Genomic DNA, 16,535 nt, shown 5'->3' on the forward strand with positions numbered 1-16,535 from the left:
ACTAAATGTTTTGATGTCATCTGCACTCACTTGGTTAGGGCAGAGTTCAATGTACGGGGATGCTAATGGCTAATGTTTTAGGGTCTTACGCGTTAGGGCTAGATTACGGTTCTGATTCGGTTCGCGCGTTATTGGTTGATACGCTGACAGGTGTTGAGGTTGCCACTAATGTGGTCTATTACCCACGGTGGAAAAAGGGGTTATTTTGCGATCCTGCTAAAAATCAATTTAGGCAGCATCCACTCGATTACATTGAAAGTTTAATTGACGTTGTTCAGGGGCTTTGGACTAAAGCGCCACCGGGAGCCGCTGAAAAAGTGTGTGGTTTGAGTGTCGATACCACAGGTTCGACTCCGATTGCTGTTGATGAGTCAGGTATGGCATTGGCACTTAAAGACGAATTTGCTAATAACCCTAATGCAATGTTTTTACTCTGGAAAGACCATAGCGCAATACTAGAGGCACAGCAAATTACCGCTGCGGCAAAGGTGGCTAAAGAAAATTATCTTAAATATGAGGGGGGGATCTACTCATCTGAGTGGTTCTGGGCCAAGGCTTTATATGTTCTGCGCCATGATACCGAAGTAAGACAAGCGGCATACAGTTGGGTTGAGCACTGTGATTGGATCACCGCGCTAATGACAGGCACAACTCACCCTAAGGTCTATAAGGCAGGGCGCTGTGCATCAGGGCATAAAGTCATGTGGCACGCGTCATGGAATGGGTATCCACCGAATGAATTTTTTGTTGGTATTGATCCATTGCTCGATGGTTTGCGTGATCGCTTACCCGTGGAAACCTGCACTTCAGATAAAGTCTGCGGTACTTTAACCCCTGAGTGGGCAGCCAATCTAGGATTATCGACCGATGTTATCGTGTCGTTCGGTGCGTTTGACTGCCATGCCGGTGCGGTTGGTGCCAATGTTAAAGCGGGCGTACTGACTAAGGTGATGGGGACATCGACCTGCGATATTACCGTTGCCAGTTATGAAGACATTGGTGAGCGGTGTATTAAAGGCATTTGTGGCCAAGTTGATGGTTCAGTGTTACCGGGGATGATTGGTCTTGAAGCAGGGCAGTCGGCCTTTGGCGATTTGTATGCTTGGTTTAAGGATCTCACCCTTTGGCCCATTAAACAGATCAATACCTCTGCACTATTTGACGATGAGGTGAAAGCTAAACTTATTGCACAACTTGAAGATGAAACCTTAGCAAAACTCGGTGAGGCCGCGGCTAATCTTCCCGTCAGTGAAACAGGCATTGTCGCGCTAGATTGGATTAACGGACGCCGTACTCCCGATGCCGATCAATCCGTTTCTATGGCGATCAGCGGCTTAACCATGGGTAGCCATGCACCGCACGTCTTTAAAGCCTTAGTCGAGGCCAGTGCCTACGGAGCAAGGGCGATTATTGAACGCTTTAAGGAGGAGGGGGTGCGGATAGACCATGTCGTGACCATTGGCGGCATCTCTAAAAAGTCTGATTTTATTATGCAAACCTGCGCGGATGTGTGGAATTGTAATATTGACGTGCTGGAAAGTGAACAAAGCTGTGCATTAGGCGCCGCCATTTATGCCGCAACGGCGGCGGGTATTTATCCCGATGTATTAAGCGCTCAAGCTGTGATGGCTTCAAATGTAGCTAAAACCTATCAGTCTAATCCCATCAATGCAGAAAAATACCAAATGCTTTATCAAGCGTATCTAGCCCTAGGCCATTATGTTGATGGAGCGAAATAATATGTCATTTATAGAACTTAAACGCGAAGTTTATGAAGCCAATATGGAGCTCGAAAAGCGTCATTTAGTGACCTATACCTTTGGCAATGTGTCACAAATTGATCGCAAGCGTGGTGTCATCGGTATTAAGCCCAGCGGCGTACCCTACGAAGATCTTAAGGTTGAAGATATCGTTATTGTCGATCTTGAAAACCACATCGTCGAGGGACGTTTACGTCCATCATCTGACACTAAAACCCACACTTACTTGTATCGCCAGTGGGAAAGTATTGGGGGCATTACCCATACGCATTCCACCTATGCCACCGCATGGGCACAGGCGCAAATTGCAATCCCTTGTTTGGGTACCACTCAAGCCGATTATGTTTACGGCGAGATCCCCTGTACAGCTGTGATGCGTGATGACCAAATTAGTCGCGACTACGAAGAAGAAACTGGTGTACAGATTCTCGATTGTTTTGCTGATAGAAACCCGAGTGAGTCACCTATGGTCATTGTGGCAGGGCATGCACCATTTACGTGGGGAGACAGTGCCGCCAAATCTGTTTACCACGCCGTTCTGCTTGAAGAAATTGCCAGAATGGCATACCTCACTAAGACATTGTCACCGAATATAACATCATTAAAACAAGAGCTTATAGATAAGCACTATCTGCGTAAGCACGGCAAAGATGCTTACTATGGTCAAGACAAATAAGTTTCCTGTTCTGAATAACTGAATTTAAAGATGAGAGAGAGCGATATGAAAGCATTCAAACAAAAACAAGTGTGGTTTGTCACGGGTTCGCAGGATTTGTACGGGCCCAAAGTGTTAGAGCAAGTCGCAAAAAACAGTGAACAAATTGTCAACGGATTTAATCAGTCTGATGCAATTTCAATGGAAGTTGTCTATAAACCCACGGTTAAATCTCCCCGCGAAATTTACGCGGTGTGCCAAGCTGCTAACAGCGACGAAAACTGTGTCGGGATTATCCTGTGGATGCACACTTTCTCGCCAGCCAAAATGTGGATTGCGGGACTGAATGAACTCAGCAAACCCTTTATGCATTTGCATACTCAATTTAATGCCGAACTGCCGTGGGCCGACATTAATATGAACTACATGAACACCCATCAAAGTGCCCACGGTTGCCGCGAGTTTGGTTATATCGGCACCCGGATGCGTAAAGAACGCAAAGTGGTTGTAGGGCATTGGCAAACAAACGATGTACAAGCCCAAGTGGATGATTGGTGCCGCGCGGCAGCAGGCTGGAACGAAAGTCAAAATCTTCGTATTGCTCGCTTTGGTGACAATATGCGCCAAGTGGCTGTGACCGAAGGTGATAAAGTTGCGGCACAAATTCAATTCGGTTACGAAGTGCATGCCTACAGTTTAGGCGAACTCAATGATGCCATTAATGCCATTAGCGAAAATGATATCACGGCTCAAATCGACCGCTATGCGAGCGAATATATTATTAGCAACGAATTGTTTAATGATGAATACCAACTCGATCGTTTAAGAAAAGAAGCCAAAATCGAACTCGGGTTAGCGCAGTTCTTAAAGGATGGCGAGTTTGGTGCTTTTACGAACTGCTTTGAAAACTTAACGGGAATGACGGGATTACCAGGGTTAGCGACACAGCGTTTGATGGCCAATGGTATTGGCTATGGCGGCGAAGGTGATTGGAAAACTGCCGCGATGGTACGCATCATGAAAGTGATGGGACAAGGCCGTGTTGGAGGTACTTCCTTTATGGAGGATTACACCTATAACTTCGGTGCGACGGATCAAGTGCTCGGCGCACATATGCTCGAAGTGTGTCCGTCTATTGCTGCTAGCAAACCACGTTTAGAAGTGCATCGCCACACTATAGGTGTGCGCTGTGATGTGCCACGCTTACTGTTTACGGCGAAAGCGGGGCCTGCCATCAACGTATCGACAATCGATCTTGGTAATCGTTTCCGTATTATCCTCAACGAATTAGACACAGTGACACCGCCACAGGATTTACCAAACTTACCTGTTGCTTCTGCACTTTGGGAACCGCGTCCAAATTTGTCAATTGCAGCAGCGGCGTGGATCCATGCGGGCGGCGCGCATCACTCGGCCTACAGCCAAGCGATATCGACTGAAAACATTGTCGATTTTGCTGAAATGGCGGGGGCTGAATTAGTGATTATTGATGCCGACACTCAAATTCGTCAGTTCAAAAATGAATTACGTCAAAATTCCGTTTATTACGGCCTAGCAAGAGGGCTATAATTTACCTTCTTAAGTTAAGAGCCGCCCTAGGGCGGCTTTGTATTTTATGTCCGAAGCTGAGTTCTTTATTTGCTAATGGTTCCCCGTCCAAGAGGTTGAAACACAACATGTATACAAATTTTGATGGCATTATTTTTGATATGGATGGCACTTTGGTGGACAGCGGTCAGCTACATGAACAGGCATGGCGACAAACACTAAGTCACTTTGGGATCCCGATTGATGCAGCGTTAATGCGCTCTCTTGCTGGCGTACCGACCATTGGAACACTTGAAATACTTATCACCCATTTTGGCGTCACGCCAACCGCAAGCTATGAAGCGATGAATGAATATAAAGAAGCCTTGGTACGAGAAACCATGCATTTATATGTTAAGCCGACTCGTTTAATCGAGTTTGCGAAGCAAAATAAGGGGAAGCGTCCTATGGCGGTGGGGACGGGGGCCTATACTGGCGAAGCGGTTGAGATATTAACCTTGTGTGGTTTGCTTGAACTGGTCGATCATGTGGTAGGCGCAGATCAGGTCAGTGAACCCAAACCTGCTCCAGATACCTTTTTACGCTGCGCCGAATTGATGGGGATCGCGCCAGCGCGCTGCATCGTATTTGAAGATGCAAAAGCAGGTATTCAAGCGGCTAAGTCAGCAGGAATGTTTGTCGTCGATGTCCTTGTCGATTTTGATATCCAAAATGATTACTTTCTGACGGCATAGGCTTGGTTCGATTATTGGCTTATCCCTAAAAACCTAAACCAATGTTTTTCTTTGGTTGAAATCCCCATAAATTCTTGGCTTTATGAAAATTACCTGTTACGTTTTTAGGGAAAGGTAGTATTATAACATTAGATAAATCTTAGGTTTATCACCTATTCATCTAGATTGAGTTCGGCATATTTTCTAAGACAAAAGAGGGCGCAATGGCAAATCAGGCAAACAACCGACCGCAAAATATCCACAACTGGGTGGCTAGCGAACTGGGTTCTCGTATTGTTGGCGGTTTTTATGCACCAGGTGAATATATTCCTAATGAAAATACCATCTGTGAAGAACTTGAGGTCTCCCGTACATCGTTAAGGGAAGCATTTAAGGTGCTGACGGCTAAGGGGCTAATCGAATCTCGGCCGAAACTGGGTACCCGCATTCGTGAGCGTCGTCATTGGAACATGTTTGATCCTGTGATCTTAAACTGGTTTTCCCAATCTAAACCGTCGCCAGAGTTTTACACTTCGTTGTATGAAATTCGTGAGGTGTTTGAGCCAGCCGCCGCAGAATTGGCCGCTAAAAAACGTACGCCAGAGCAGCTTGAAATCATTGAAGCTGCCTATGCCAAAATGGAAGCCGCACAGCTGGGTACGGATGAGGTATATACCTCAGATATCGAGTTTCATATGGCGATTCTGGATGCCACTAATAACGAATTTATGGTGTCTTTGGGTGTCTCCATTCAATCGGCATTGCTGGAATTGTTTAGATTAAGCAGTACGATTCAAGATGATTTTCTACAATCACTTCCGGGTCATAAGGCCATTTATACCGCGATAGCGGCAGGAGACAGCGTGCGTGCCAAAGCCGAAATGAATAAGCTGCTGTCGACTTCCCAAGAAACATTAAAGAAAAATATTGAGCGAGACTAATCTGTTTGTTACATAAGGTGATCTTTGCCATTAGATCACCTTTTTGTTTTTCGCTGACATGAGGACTTAAACTGCTATTGTGACGCTGAAATACCTTCTGTGGTCATATGAATACGTTTAATGGTGCCATCTTCATTGTAGTAGAGCGGGTCAATTGCCACAGAACGTCTAAACTCTCCACCATTATCCTGCGAAGCACCTGTGTGATAGATAAAGTAGGATTTGCCTTTAAATTCGATAATGGCTTGATGATTTGTCGGTGAATTACCGGCAACTTCATTAAGAATTCCTTGGTATTTCCAAGGGCCATTAATACTGTGACTGGTTGCATAGGCAATTTTTTCAGGAAAACCAGACGCATAGGAAAGATAATAAGTGTGATCTTTTTTATGGACCCAGAGTGCTTCAGTAAAGTTAGGCACATCAATAGAATTAATCGGCCCATCGAGTTCAATCATATTGGCTTTAAGTTTGGCATAACGAGGTTTAGTGTTCCCCCAAAATAGATAAGCTTGTTTGTCGTCATCGATAAACACGGCAGGGTCTATATCATCCCAATCGATATCAGTATCGGTTGTCATATCGTTAGTGATCAACGCAGTGCCTCTGGCGTCCTTGAAGGGGCCTAATGGACTATCTGCAACAGCTACACCAATGGCAAAACCATTAATTTTTGCGTGCCTTGCTGTGACAAACCAATAGAACTTACCTTCTTTTTCAATGACATGGCTAGCCCATGCATCACCTTTGGCCCAACTAAAATCTTTGACTGACAGTTTACTGCCATGCGCAGTCCAATTAACCATGTCCTTGGAGCTAAAGACTAACCAATCATGCATTTCAAAAAAGGTTTTGTTTTCTTTGGCCACATCATGTCCCGTATACAAGTACACAGTATCTTGATGAACGATTGCGGCGGGATCGGCAGTAAACACATCTGAAAACAACGGATTTGCCGCAAATGTCGCTGAGCTAAAGGCTAAGCAAATACTCAAAAGCGTTTTTTTCATAATTCCTCTATTGTTTTTTGATATTTTAGTATTATAGTAATACCAATACTTTTACTCGCTAGCAATCTTTAAAGTACGAATTGTTAACGACACCCTTTTAATCGCCATTATTTGCCTTAGCTTCGCGGTAAATACCGCACGTACTGAGAATAGGTGTGAATAGGCGAGTCGGGCACTAAGCAGAGGTAAAACGAAGGTGTAACAATGCAGAATAAAAAAACAAAAGCACTTCGTTCCGCAAGCTGGTTTGGTAGCGATGATAAAAATGGTTTTATGTATCGTAGTTGGATGAAAAACCAAGGCATTCCAGATCATCATTTTCAAAACAGACCTGTAATTGGTATTTGCAATACGTGGTCAGAGTTAACGCCTTGTAATGGTCATCTACGTGAGTTGGCTGAAAGAGTTAAAAATGGGATCCGTGAAGCAGGGGGGATCCCAGTGGAATTTCCAGTATTTTCCAATGGTGAATCTAATTTACGCCCCAGTGCCATGTTAACGCGTAATTTGGCCGCGATGGATACCGAAGAAGCGATTCGAGGCAATCCGATTGATGGTGTGGTGCTCTTAGTGGGTTGTGATAAAACAACGCCGGCTTTACTTATGGGGGCGGCCAGTTGCAACTTACCCACCATAGTCGTGACGGGTGGGCCTATGCTAAATGGTAAACATAAAGGGAAAGATGTAGGGTCTGGCACTTTAGTCTGGGAACTGCATCAAGAATATAAAGCAGGAAATATTAGCTTGGCTGAGTTTATGAATGCCGAAGCTGATATGTCACGTTCAACGGGTACTTGTAATACCATGGGAACGGCATCGACTATGGCCTGCATGGCAGAAAGTTTAGGCACCAGTTTGCCACAAAATGCGGCTATTCCTGCTGTGGATTCAAGACGTTATGTCTTAGCCCATATGTCTGGAATGCGTATTGTCGATATGGTCCATGAGGATTTAACGCTTTCAAAAGTGCTCACGCGTGAAGCATTTATCAATGCGATAAAAACCAATGCGGCGATTGGCGGCTCGACCAATGCGGTTATCCACTTAAAAGCCATAGCGGGGCGAATAGGGGTTGATTTGTCACTGGATGATTGGTCGTATGGCTATGATGTACCGACGATAGTCAATCTTAAGCCCTCGGGTCAGTATTTGATGGAGGATTTTTACTATGCAGGAGGTTTACCCGCAGTGCTAAAAGAACTCTTTAACCATCATTTATTGAGTAAAAATACCTTAACAGTGAATGGGAAAACGCTCTGGGAAAATGTGGCAAATGCACCTTGTTACAACCGAGACGTGATCATGAGTATTGATACACCCTTAGTTGAAAATGGTGGGATCAGAGTATTAAAGGGAAACTTGGCCCCTCGAGGTGCAGTGATTAAACCTTCTGCAGCCAGTCCGCATTTAATGAAACATCGTGGTAAAGCGGTCGTGTTTGAGAGCTTTGATGATTACAACGCCCGCATAAATGATCCCGAACTTGCGATTGATGAAACGAGCATCATGGTGCTCAAAAATTGCGGCCCGAAGGGATATCCTGGAATGGCTGAGGTCGGCAATATGGGATTGCCACCTAAGCTGTTAAAAAAAGGGATTAAAGATATGGTTAGGATTTCGGATGCGCGAATGAGTGGTACTGCATTTGGAACAGTCGTATTGCATGTTGTCCCCGAGTCACAGGACTTAGGCCCACTAGCTGCGGTACAAAATGGTGATGTGATCGCACTCGATACTTTTGCTGGCGTACTGCAACTAGAGATTAGTGACGAAGAATTAGCGGATCGGTTAGCAAAAATCGCCTTGGTTAAGCAACTTCCTGTCAGCAGTGGTTATTTATCCCTTTTTAGGGAAAGAGTGTTGCAGGCCGATGAAGGGTGTGATTTTGATTTTCTAGTGGGATGTCGGGGTGCTGATATTCCGGCACATTCCCATTAAACATGGACACTTTTTCTTTTATAATAAAACCAAATAATTATTTTAATAAAGGTTGAGTTATGAAGTTAAGTAATCAATACCCGAGCTTGAAAGGAAAAACCATTTTTATCAGTGGTGGCGGTACGGGTATTGGCGCCTGTTTAGTGAGATCATTCTTAGAGCAGGGCGCAAAAGTTGCATTTGCCGACATACTTATAACGGAATCAAATCAACTTGTTAGTACCTTATTAGCCAGTATGCCCGATGCAATAGTGAAATTTTATCCCTGTGATCTCGTGGATATTGCAGCACTAAAAAACGTCGTTACGCAGATAGAGCAGGAAATTGGAACCATTGCGGTATTGATTAATAACGCCGCCTGCGATGAGCGCCATAGCATAGATGAAGTGACTCCTGAGTATTGGGATCACTGTTTAAACACCAATTTACGGCATTATTTTTTTGCAGTGCAAGCGGTAAGGCCGCAAATGCAACGTCTGGGTGGCGGTTCAGTGATCAATTTAGGCTCAATGAGTTGGCATAATCGCCAGCCGGGTATGGCAGGCTATACCGCCTCTAAAGCTGGTGCTATGGGATTGACTCGCGGATTAGCTGCGGATTTAGGTAAAGATAGAATTCGAATTAATACCTTGACCCCAGGTTGGGTGATGACGAAGCGTCAATTAACGCACTGGGTTGATAAGGATACGGCAAAACATATTGAAGATAATCAATGTATTAAAGAATATGTGATGCCTGAAGATATTGCCGCTATGGCGTTATTTTTGGCAGCCGATGATAGCAAACTCTGCACTGCACAAAATTTTATTGTAGATGGTGGCTGGATTTAATCATTAACAATAAAGTCTTTGTTGATTAAGTCGTCATTATCTTACATAGATAGCTGAGGATGAGTGCTGAGAAAACTTATTATAAAAGGTGAAAGCACTCATATGTCACTCTCAATCTCTACACAACAATTAACGCATAGCACCTTCCCTGCACCATTAGAGTTAATAACATTAACGAATAGTCATGGTTTGGAAGTAGTGTTATCGAGTTATGGTGCAAGTATTTGGTCTGTCAAACTCTATGAAAAAGAAGATAAAACCATTGATCTCAGTTTGAGTTATCAGAATATTCAAGATTGGGCAATAAACCCTTATTATTTTGGTATTACTGCAGGCCGCGTTGCAAATCGAATTGGTGGAGCTGCATTTTCTTTAAAGGGTCAAACCATTGTATTAACCCCGAATGAAGGTAATAACCAACTTCACGGTGGTCCGCAAGGCTTAAGTCACTGTGTTTGGCAATGTGAAACTAAGCAATATTCCGATGCTGTTGGTGCCATTTTTAGGATACAGAGTCCTGATGGTGATCAAGGTTATCCTGGGGATTTATCCGTAACAGTCGAATATCGCCTTAGTGAAAGCAATGAGTTAATCCTGATTTACGATGCTCTATCAGACCAAACCACTCCGGTTTGTCTCACAAATCATGCCTATTGGAATCTCGCATCTGACAAGCAACATGGCATCTTAGGCCATAACTTACAACTCAATGCGAGTCATATTTTAGCCTTAGATTCTGAGCAAATTCCTACGGGTGAATTGGTTTTAGTCGATGATACCCCCTTCGATTTTCGTCAAATAAAATCCATATCTGAAGATATTCATAAATTAAGTAATGGTTATGACCACTATTTTGTGATGTCGAAGGATATAGACAATACCTCATGCTTAAAAACCATCGCCACATTAATCGAACCTATTTCAGGACGTGAATTGGAAATCAGCACTACAGAATTAGGTGTGCAATTTTATAGTGGTAACTTTTTAGATGGTACGCGGCTTGATAATCATGGAAAACCGTTAAATCAATATCAAGGTTTATGTTTAGAAACCCATGGTTATCCTAATGCCGTCAATATTGCTCATTTTCCGAGTGTTATGTTAGAGGAAAATAAACCCTATAAACAAATAACGGTGCATAGATTTAAAAATATTTAATTTAAACCGTGTGTGACACTTTAGTCATATAACGAATTAGTCATATTAGTTTAATTGAGTTTGATCTTCTGCATTAAGAAGGTCTGGGGATTGCTGTTATTAAAATTTAATAAGGGAATAAAAATGACAAAATATACATTAGTTTCAGTATTCAGTTTATGGGCGATAGGAGCCAGTTGCGCCTTTGCGGCCACGGTAGGTTTTTCGCAGGTGGGCTCAGAAAGTGGCTGGCGAACCAGTTTTAGTGAGGCGGTAAAAGCGGAAGCCAAACAACGGGGAATAGACTTAAAGTTTGCCGATGCACAGCAAAAACAAGAGAACCAAATCAAGGCTGTACGTAGCTTTATCGCTCAAGGCGTCGATGCGATTATTATCGCGCCTGTCGTTGAAACGGGTTGGAAGCCTGTCCTTAAGGAAGCCAAGCGAGCAAATATCCCCGTTGTGATTGTTGACCGTAATATTAAGGTCGATGATGACTCACTGTTTCTCACCCGTATTGCTTCTGACTTTACCGAAGAAGGCCGCAAAATAGCGCAGTGGCTAATGGATAAAACCCAAGGTAACTGTGCAATTGCCGAGTTACAGGGCACAGTTGGTGCGACTGCCGCTATCGATCGCGCTGCAGGTTTTAATGCCGTCATTGCTAATTACCCGAATGCCAACATTGTGCGTAGTCAAACTGGGGAATTTACCCGCGCTAAGGGTAAAGAAGTGATGGAGGGTTTTCTAAAAGCACAGAATGGTCAAGCACTGTGCGCCATTTGGTCACATAACGATGAAATGGCATTAGGTGCTGTGCAAGCCATTAAAGAAGCCGGATTTAAGCCGGGTAAAGATATCTTAATTGTCTCTGTTGATGGGGTGCCTGATTACTTCAAAGCAATGGCGGATGGTGACGTTAATGCAACGGTCGAATTGAGTCCATATTTAGGTGGTCCTGCTTTCGATGCGATTGATGCTTTCCTTAAGGGAAATAAAGATCTGCCTAAGCTTATCAGTACAACAGGTGATGTATTCACTCAAGAAACCGCAGCAGTCGAATATGAAAAACGTCGCCTGTAATAATCCGCGATAGACAGTTTCTTGGGGAGATGCGCTATGAGCCTTATCTTAGAACTTAAGAATATCAGTAAACATTATCCGGGCGTAAAAGCGCTCGAAGCGGTGAATTTACGGTTATTTTCTGGGGAAGTTCATGCCTTATTAGGTGAAAATGGTGCGGGTAAATCTACCTTAGTCAAAGTGATGACGGGCGCACAATCGAAAGACGGTGGTGAAATCATTTTTCTAAATGAAAAACAGCATTTTAATACGCCTATTGAGGCCCAAAAGATTGGCATAAGCACTGTGTATCAGGAGGTCAATCTGGTACCTAACCTTACCGTGGCGCAAAATTTATTTTTGGGACACGAGCCAAAACGCTTTGGTTTGATCCATTTTCAAAAAATGTATGCCGATGCACGCACTGTACTGACGCAATTTAAGCTCGATATCGATGTGAGTGCGCCGTTATCGAGTTATTCCATTGCTGTTCAGCAACTTATTGCCATTGCCCGCGGCGTAGCTATGTCGGCTAAAGTCCTAGTGCTAGATGAGCCAACGGCGAGTTTGGATGCCGATGAGGTACAAGTGCTGTTTGGCATTTTGAACCAGCTCAAGCAAAAGGGTGTCGCGATAGTGTTTATTACGCACTTTCTCGATCAGGTTTATCAAATTAGCGACCGTATCACAGTGTTGCGAAATGGTCGTTTTATCGGTGAATACCTGACATCTGAACTGCCACAACCTCAGCTTATCGAAGCCATGCTCGGGCGCTCATTACAGCAGCATTTAGTCGAGAAAAGTGCGGCGGAGCAAACAACAAACGGCACTTCAGCCGTACTCTTGTCCCTTGAGGGCGTGTCGGTTAAAGGGTCAATTCAATCGATGAATTTAACAGTTCCTAAAGGTCAAGCCGTTGGGCTTGCTGGACTGTTGGGTTCAGGGCGTAGTGAGGTGTGTAATGCGGTATTTGGGCTCGATTTGCTCGATAGTGGCAGTATTCACCTTGCGGGTAAAAAGCTCCATCTTTCGCACCCAGTAGATGCGATTAATGCGGGCATTGCACTGTGTCCAGAGGATCGTAAGGTCGATGGCATTATCGGCCCGCTGTCGATCCGCGAGAATATCATTCTGGCATTGCAGGCGAGGGTAGGATGGTGGCGCTGTTTGTCAAAGACAAGGCAGCAGGAAATCGCCCAATTTTTTATCGATAAGTTACAGATAGCGACCCCAGATGCAGATAAACCCATTGAGCAACTCAGTGGCGGTAATCAACAAAAAGTTATTTTAGCTCGCTGGCTCGCCATTGAACCCATTCTCCTTGTATTAGATGAACCGACTCGCGGTATCGATATTGGTGCTCACGCCGAAATTATCAAGCTGATTAGAACCTTATGTGATGACGGTATGTCGTTACTGGTTGCTTCATCTGAGCTTGATGAACTGGTCGCCTTTTCCAACAAAGTGGTGGTATTGCGCGACCGATATGCAGTGCGTGAATTATCGGGCTCTGAACTTACCTCACAACACGTTATGCAAGCCATTGCGGAGGGATAGATGAAAACCTCAGTAGAAATGATGTCATCCGAGGCTTTGATTGAGATGCCAAACAGTCAACAAACCAGCAGTAAAACACCCAATGATCGCTATCAAGCGGGTAAGTCTACGTCCTTTGGTCGGTATCTTTGGCCGCTGCTAGCACTGGCCTTACTGTTACTGGCAAACCTCTTTATTGATAGCAGTTTTTTCCATATTACCTATCAAGATGACCGGCTTTACGGATCCTTAATTGATATTTTAAACCGCAGCGCACCTGTTGCACTGCTCGCCATTGGCATGAGTCTAGTGATTGCCACTGGTGGGATTGACCTTTCCGTTGGCGCTGTGATGGCAATCGCCGGGGCTGTGTGCGCAAACCTCTTACTATTACCGGATATTGGTCTTGGTACGGTTGTATTGGCAGGTCTTGTCGTAGGATTGCTGGCGGGCTGCATTAATGGCTCATTAGTCAGTTTTTTAGGGATCCAGCCGATTGTTGCTACATTACTCTTGATGGTTGCGGGACGTGGTGTTGCTCAGCTTATTAACCAAGGACAGATAGTCACGTTCCAACATCAAGGCTTTGCCGCCATTGGTGTCGGGCAGTTTTTAGGGTTACCTATGCCTATTTGGATTGTGATTGGCATGCTGATATTGACCCAATTGTTATTGCGTAAAACCGCACTTGGTCTCTTTATTGAAGCCGTTGGTTGTAATGCTAAGGCGAGCCGCTATCTTGGGATAAACGATAAATCCATCAAACTATTCGCCTATGCAATTGCAGGTCTATGTGCGGCCTTAGCCGGTATGATAAGCACCGCCGATATCCAAGGTTCAGATGCTAATAACGCCGGATTGTGGCTCGAGCTCGATGCTATTTTAGCCGTGGTAATTGGTGGTGCGGCATTAACGGGCGGGCGCTTCTCTTTGTTTTTATCAATCATTGGCGCCCTTATTATTCAAACCTTAGCCACAACGATTATTGTTAGTGGTTTACCCGCCAAATTTAATCTGTTGATCAAAGCCATAGTGATTTTAACCGTACTTTTATTGCAGTCGGAAAAATTCAGACATCAGTTGTCTGGCTTATTTAAATTACGTGTGTTCAAGGGCACAACGGCTGGAGACAAGAAATGATGTCTAAGCGTTTTATTCCATTGTGGATCACGGCCTCCTTGTTGTTGGTCATGTTTCTGATAGGGGCGTTACAATTTGAGGGGTTTGCAAGCGTTCGAGTGGTGACTAACCTATTCCGTGATAATGCTTTTCTATTGATCACTGCACTTGGGATGACCCTAGTGATTATCTCGGGGGGTATTGATCTCTCCGTCGGCGCTGTGATTGCTTTAAGTGGTGTACTCAGTAGTGTATTAATTACGCAATATCAGTGGCATCCTTTGCTCGCTTTTGCACTTATCTTACCCTTAGGCACGCTCTTTGGCGCACTGATGGGCACGATCATTCATGTCTATAAGTTGCAGCCTTTTATTGTGACCCTTGCGGGGATGTTTCTTGCCCGTGGTATTGCGACAACGGTAAGTGAAGAGTCGATAGCGATTGATCATCCATTTTATGATGTGATTGCCGACCTGAGCATCGCTTTACCAGGTAATGGTTCACTCGATATCAGTTCGCTGATTTTTATTGTTTTTTTTGCCATTATCGCCACCATGATGCACTACAGTCGTTTTGGTACAAATGTGTATGCCCTCGGTGGTAATGCGCAGTCTGCCGAGTTAATGGGGGTTTCGATTGCAAAAACCACCATTAGCATTTACGCCCTTAGCAGTTTTCTCGCCACTTTGGCGGGGATTATTTTCACCTTCTATACCTTTTCTGGTTATTCCCTTGGGGCGGTTGGCGTAGAACTTGACGCTATTGCTGCCGTGGTGATTGGGGGGACATTACTTACTGGCGGGAGTGGTTTTATATTAGGTACTGTACTTGGGGTATTTTTGATGGGAGTTATCCAAACCTACATCACCTTTGACGGTACACTCAGTAGTTGGTGGACCAAGATAGTAATTGGCTTATTGCTATTTTTCTTCATCGTGTTACAGAAACTCTTGAATGGACGCAAAGCTAACCATGGATAATATAATCTCGAAAACTAACGCAAAATTCGGTCTGTTATCAGCCTTTATTACCTCAATGCTGTTGCCTGTGTGTGCAGCGAGTTCCTCGCCCGTTCTAGCGCTTCCAGCTTCTCAAACTAGCGTGACGTCAAGTGCAGTTCAAGATGCCCCTTTTATTGAGCGCCGCGCGGATCCTTGGGTTATAAAAGATGATGATGGGAGCTATTACTTTATTGCATCTGTACCCGAGTTTGATCGGATAGAGCTTCGTCATGCCGCAAATATTCAAGGATTAAGTCAAGCTATCCCCAAAATTATTTGGCGTAAGCATACATCAGGGCCAATGAGTATCGACATTTGGGCGCCAGAACTGCATAAAATTGATGGTCGCTGGTATATCTATTATGCTGCCAGTGATAAAGACAGACGCTTTCATAACCGCATGTTTGTATTGGGGCTTGAAGGTGACAACCCCATGAAGGGCGATTGGCAAGAGCTTGGCCGTTTAAAAACCGCAAGGGATGGATTTTCCTTAGATGCCACCCACTTTAGTGTTGGCGGGCAGGGCTATTTTATTTGGGCGCAGCAGGACGATGCCAAAAGCTACAATACGGGACTGGTGATTGCCAAAATGCTGTCACCTACAGCGGCATCACCACAAGAAGCAATCATCAGTGAGCCTTTGCTGGATTGGGAAAGGCAAGGCTTTAAAGTTAATGAAGGCGCTGCGGTATTGGTGAAAAATGGGAAGGTATTTGTCACTTATTCTGCCAGTGCAACAGATGATCGTTATGCGATGGGACTCCTTTGGGCGGAGCAAGATGCAGATCTGCTCGACCCCAAAAATTGGCATAAAGTTTCTGAGCCTGTTTTTAGCACAGAGCCTACACTTAATCGCTTTGGTCCTGGACATAACAGCTTTGTGCTTGCCGAAGATGGTCAAACCGAGTTGATGTTTTACCATGCTCGCAATTACCTTGAACTTCAAGGCACGCCATTAACCGATGGTAATCGCCATACTTACTACCGCGCTATTTCATGGACAGAGAATGGATTCCCTGTATTTCACAATGAGCTGGCAGATAATGTGGTCGATATAAAATAACAGAGTAATAGTGTGGCAGTTATCAAAGCAGAAAAGCGATTAACAGGTGCTTACATCATGCTTGTTAATCTTTTGTGATAAATACCGGCTTTGATGTTTGATGACTGTTTATTGATCCTAAAAATAAATTCCTATCTATAATTTAGAGCGCAGATGATTATCTAATCGCTATATTCCTATATTCGATTGGATGACATCATTATTTCAATATAGATAAGGTAA

Annotated in this window: 14 protein-coding genes; 13 read left to right on the plus strand and 1 reads right to left on the minus strand. The window is 44.2% G+C overall.

The features are described 5' to 3' along the window. Positions 1-65 precede the first annotated feature (65 nt). From SPUTW3181_RS10095 to SPUTW3181_RS10115, 5 genes are all read left to right on the plus strand, one after another. Positions 66-1,739 carry a ribulokinase gene (locus SPUTW3181_RS10095; RefSeq protein ID WP_011789270.1) on the plus strand — a complete coding sequence of 558 codons (1,674 nt, stop codon included), beginning with the start codon at positions 66-68 and terminating at the stop codon, positions 1,737-1,739. A 1-nt stretch (position 1,740) separates the two neighbouring features. Then, positions 1,741-2,436, plus strand: a complete 696-nt coding sequence (locus SPUTW3181_RS10100) for an L-ribulose-5-phosphate 4-epimerase (protein ID WP_011789271.1) — start codon at positions 1,741-1,743, stop codon at positions 2,434-2,436. 45 nt (positions 2,437-2,481) lie between these two features. After that, positions 2,482-3,984: an L-arabinose isomerase gene (gene araA, locus SPUTW3181_RS10105; RefSeq protein WP_041408176.1), complete on the plus strand. Its 1,503-nt coding sequence runs from the start codon at positions 2,482-2,484 to the stop codon at positions 3,982-3,984. 107 nt (positions 3,985-4,091) lie between these two features. Further along, on the plus strand, positions 4,092-4,697 hold the full coding sequence (locus tag SPUTW3181_RS10110) for a beta-phosphoglucomutase family hydrolase (protein WP_011789273.1): 606 nt from the start codon (positions 4,092-4,094) through the stop codon (positions 4,695-4,697). A gap of 203 nt (positions 4,698-4,900) precedes the next feature. Next, positions 4,901-5,617: a FadR/GntR family transcriptional regulator gene (locus SPUTW3181_RS10115; protein WP_011789274.1), complete on the plus strand. Its 717-nt coding sequence runs from the start codon at positions 4,901-4,903 to the stop codon at positions 5,615-5,617. Positions 5,618-5,691: 74 nt separating this feature from the next. Here SPUTW3181_RS10115 and SPUTW3181_RS10120 read toward each other — a convergent pair whose 3' ends face one another. Then, complete coding sequence (locus SPUTW3181_RS10120; RefSeq protein WP_011789275.1) at positions 5,692-6,627, minus strand: glycoside hydrolase family 43 protein; 936 nt, start codon at positions 6,625-6,627, stop codon at positions 5,692-5,694. Positions 6,628-6,831: 204 nt separating this feature from the next. Here SPUTW3181_RS10120 and SPUTW3181_RS10125 point away from each other — a divergent pair, with 204 nt between their 5' ends. From SPUTW3181_RS10125 to SPUTW3181_RS10160, 8 genes are all read left to right on the plus strand, one after another. After that, a complete protein-coding gene (locus SPUTW3181_RS10125) occupies positions 6,832-8,565 on the plus strand; it encodes an IlvD/Edd family dehydratase (protein ID WP_011789276.1) in 1,734 nt (577 codons plus the stop codon). Between the two features lie 59 nt (positions 8,566-8,624). Next, on the plus strand, positions 8,625-9,395 hold the full coding sequence (locus tag SPUTW3181_RS10130) for an SDR family NAD(P)-dependent oxidoreductase (protein WP_011789277.1): 771 nt from the start codon (positions 8,625-8,627) through the stop codon (positions 9,393-9,395). A 102-nt stretch (positions 9,396-9,497) separates the two neighbouring features. Beyond that, complete coding sequence (locus SPUTW3181_RS10135; protein ID WP_011789278.1) at positions 9,498-10,553, plus strand: aldose epimerase family protein; 1,056 nt, start codon at positions 9,498-9,500, stop codon at positions 10,551-10,553. Positions 10,554-10,676: 123 nt separating this feature from the next. Next, complete coding sequence (locus SPUTW3181_RS10140; RefSeq protein WP_011789279.1) at positions 10,677-11,615, plus strand: ABC transporter substrate-binding protein; 939 nt, start codon at positions 10,677-10,679, stop codon at positions 11,613-11,615. Between the two features lie 36 nt (positions 11,616-11,651). After that, positions 11,652-13,151: a sugar ABC transporter ATP-binding protein gene (locus SPUTW3181_RS10145; RefSeq protein ID WP_011789280.1), complete on the plus strand. Its 1,500-nt coding sequence runs from the start codon at positions 11,652-11,654 to the stop codon at positions 13,149-13,151. Continuing rightward, positions 13,152-14,270: an ABC transporter permease gene (locus SPUTW3181_RS10150; RefSeq protein ID WP_011789281.1), complete on the plus strand. Its 1,119-nt coding sequence runs from the start codon at positions 13,152-13,154 to the stop codon at positions 14,268-14,270. It abuts the gene before it with no gap. Further along, entirely contained in the window at positions 14,267-15,229 is a 963-nt protein-coding gene (gene yjfF / locus SPUTW3181_RS10155) for a galactofuranose ABC transporter, permease protein YjfF (RefSeq protein ID WP_011789282.1), read from the plus strand. The genes SPUTW3181_RS10150 and yjfF overlap by 4 nt, the downstream gene beginning before the upstream one ends. Next, a complete protein-coding gene (locus SPUTW3181_RS10160; RefSeq protein WP_011789283.1) occupies positions 15,204-16,313 on the plus strand; it encodes a family 43 glycosylhydrolase in 1,110 nt (369 codons plus the stop codon). The genes yjfF and SPUTW3181_RS10160 overlap by 26 nt, the downstream gene beginning before the upstream one ends. Positions 16,314-16,535 lie beyond the last annotated feature (222 nt).

Origin of the sequence: Shewanella sp. W3-18-1 (genome assembly GCF_000015185.1) — a bacterium.
GTDB classification, from domain to species: Bacteria; Pseudomonadota; Gammaproteobacteria; order Enterobacterales; family Shewanellaceae; genus Shewanella; species Shewanella putrefaciens.

Bases quoted from the DNA above. Each gene is read 5' to 3' on its own strand.
- SPUTW3181_RS10095 (WP_011789270.1), top strand. From the start codon at position 66: ATGGCTAATGTTTTAGGGTCTTACGCGTTAGGGCTAGATTACGGTTCT.
- SPUTW3181_RS10100 (WP_011789271.1), top strand. From the start codon at position 1,741: ATGTCATTTATAGAACTTAAACGCGAAGTTTATGAAGCCAATATGGAG.
- araA (WP_041408176.1), top strand. From the start codon at position 2,482: ATGAAAGCATTCAAACAAAAACAAGTGTGGTTTGTCACGGGTTCGCAG.
- SPUTW3181_RS10110 (WP_011789273.1), top strand. From the start codon at position 4,092: ATGTATACAAATTTTGATGGCATTATTTTTGATATGGATGGCACTTTG.
- SPUTW3181_RS10115 (WP_011789274.1), top strand. From the start codon at position 4,901: ATGGCAAATCAGGCAAACAACCGACCGCAAAATATCCACAACTGGGTG.
- SPUTW3181_RS10120 (WP_011789275.1), bottom strand. From the start codon at position 6,627: ATGAAAAAAACGCTTTTGAGTATTTGCTTAGCCTTTAGCTCAGCGACA.
- SPUTW3181_RS10125 (WP_011789276.1), top strand. From the start codon at position 6,832: ATGCAGAATAAAAAAACAAAAGCACTTCGTTCCGCAAGCTGGTTTGGT.
- SPUTW3181_RS10130 (WP_011789277.1), top strand. From the start codon at position 8,625: ATGAAGTTAAGTAATCAATACCCGAGCTTGAAAGGAAAAACCATTTTT.
- SPUTW3181_RS10135 (WP_011789278.1), top strand. From the start codon at position 9,498: ATGTCACTCTCAATCTCTACACAACAATTAACGCATAGCACCTTCCCT.
- SPUTW3181_RS10140 (WP_011789279.1), top strand. From the start codon at position 10,677: ATGACAAAATATACATTAGTTTCAGTATTCAGTTTATGGGCGATAGGA.
- SPUTW3181_RS10145 (WP_011789280.1), top strand. From the start codon at position 11,652: ATGAGCCTTATCTTAGAACTTAAGAATATCAGTAAACATTATCCGGGC.
- SPUTW3181_RS10150 (WP_011789281.1), top strand. From the start codon at position 13,152: ATGAAAACCTCAGTAGAAATGATGTCATCCGAGGCTTTGATTGAGATG.
- yjfF (WP_011789282.1), top strand. From the start codon at position 14,267: ATGATGTCTAAGCGTTTTATTCCATTGTGGATCACGGCCTCCTTGTTG.
- SPUTW3181_RS10160 (WP_011789283.1), top strand. From the start codon at position 15,204: ATGGACGCAAAGCTAACCATGGATAATATAATCTCGAAAACTAACGCA.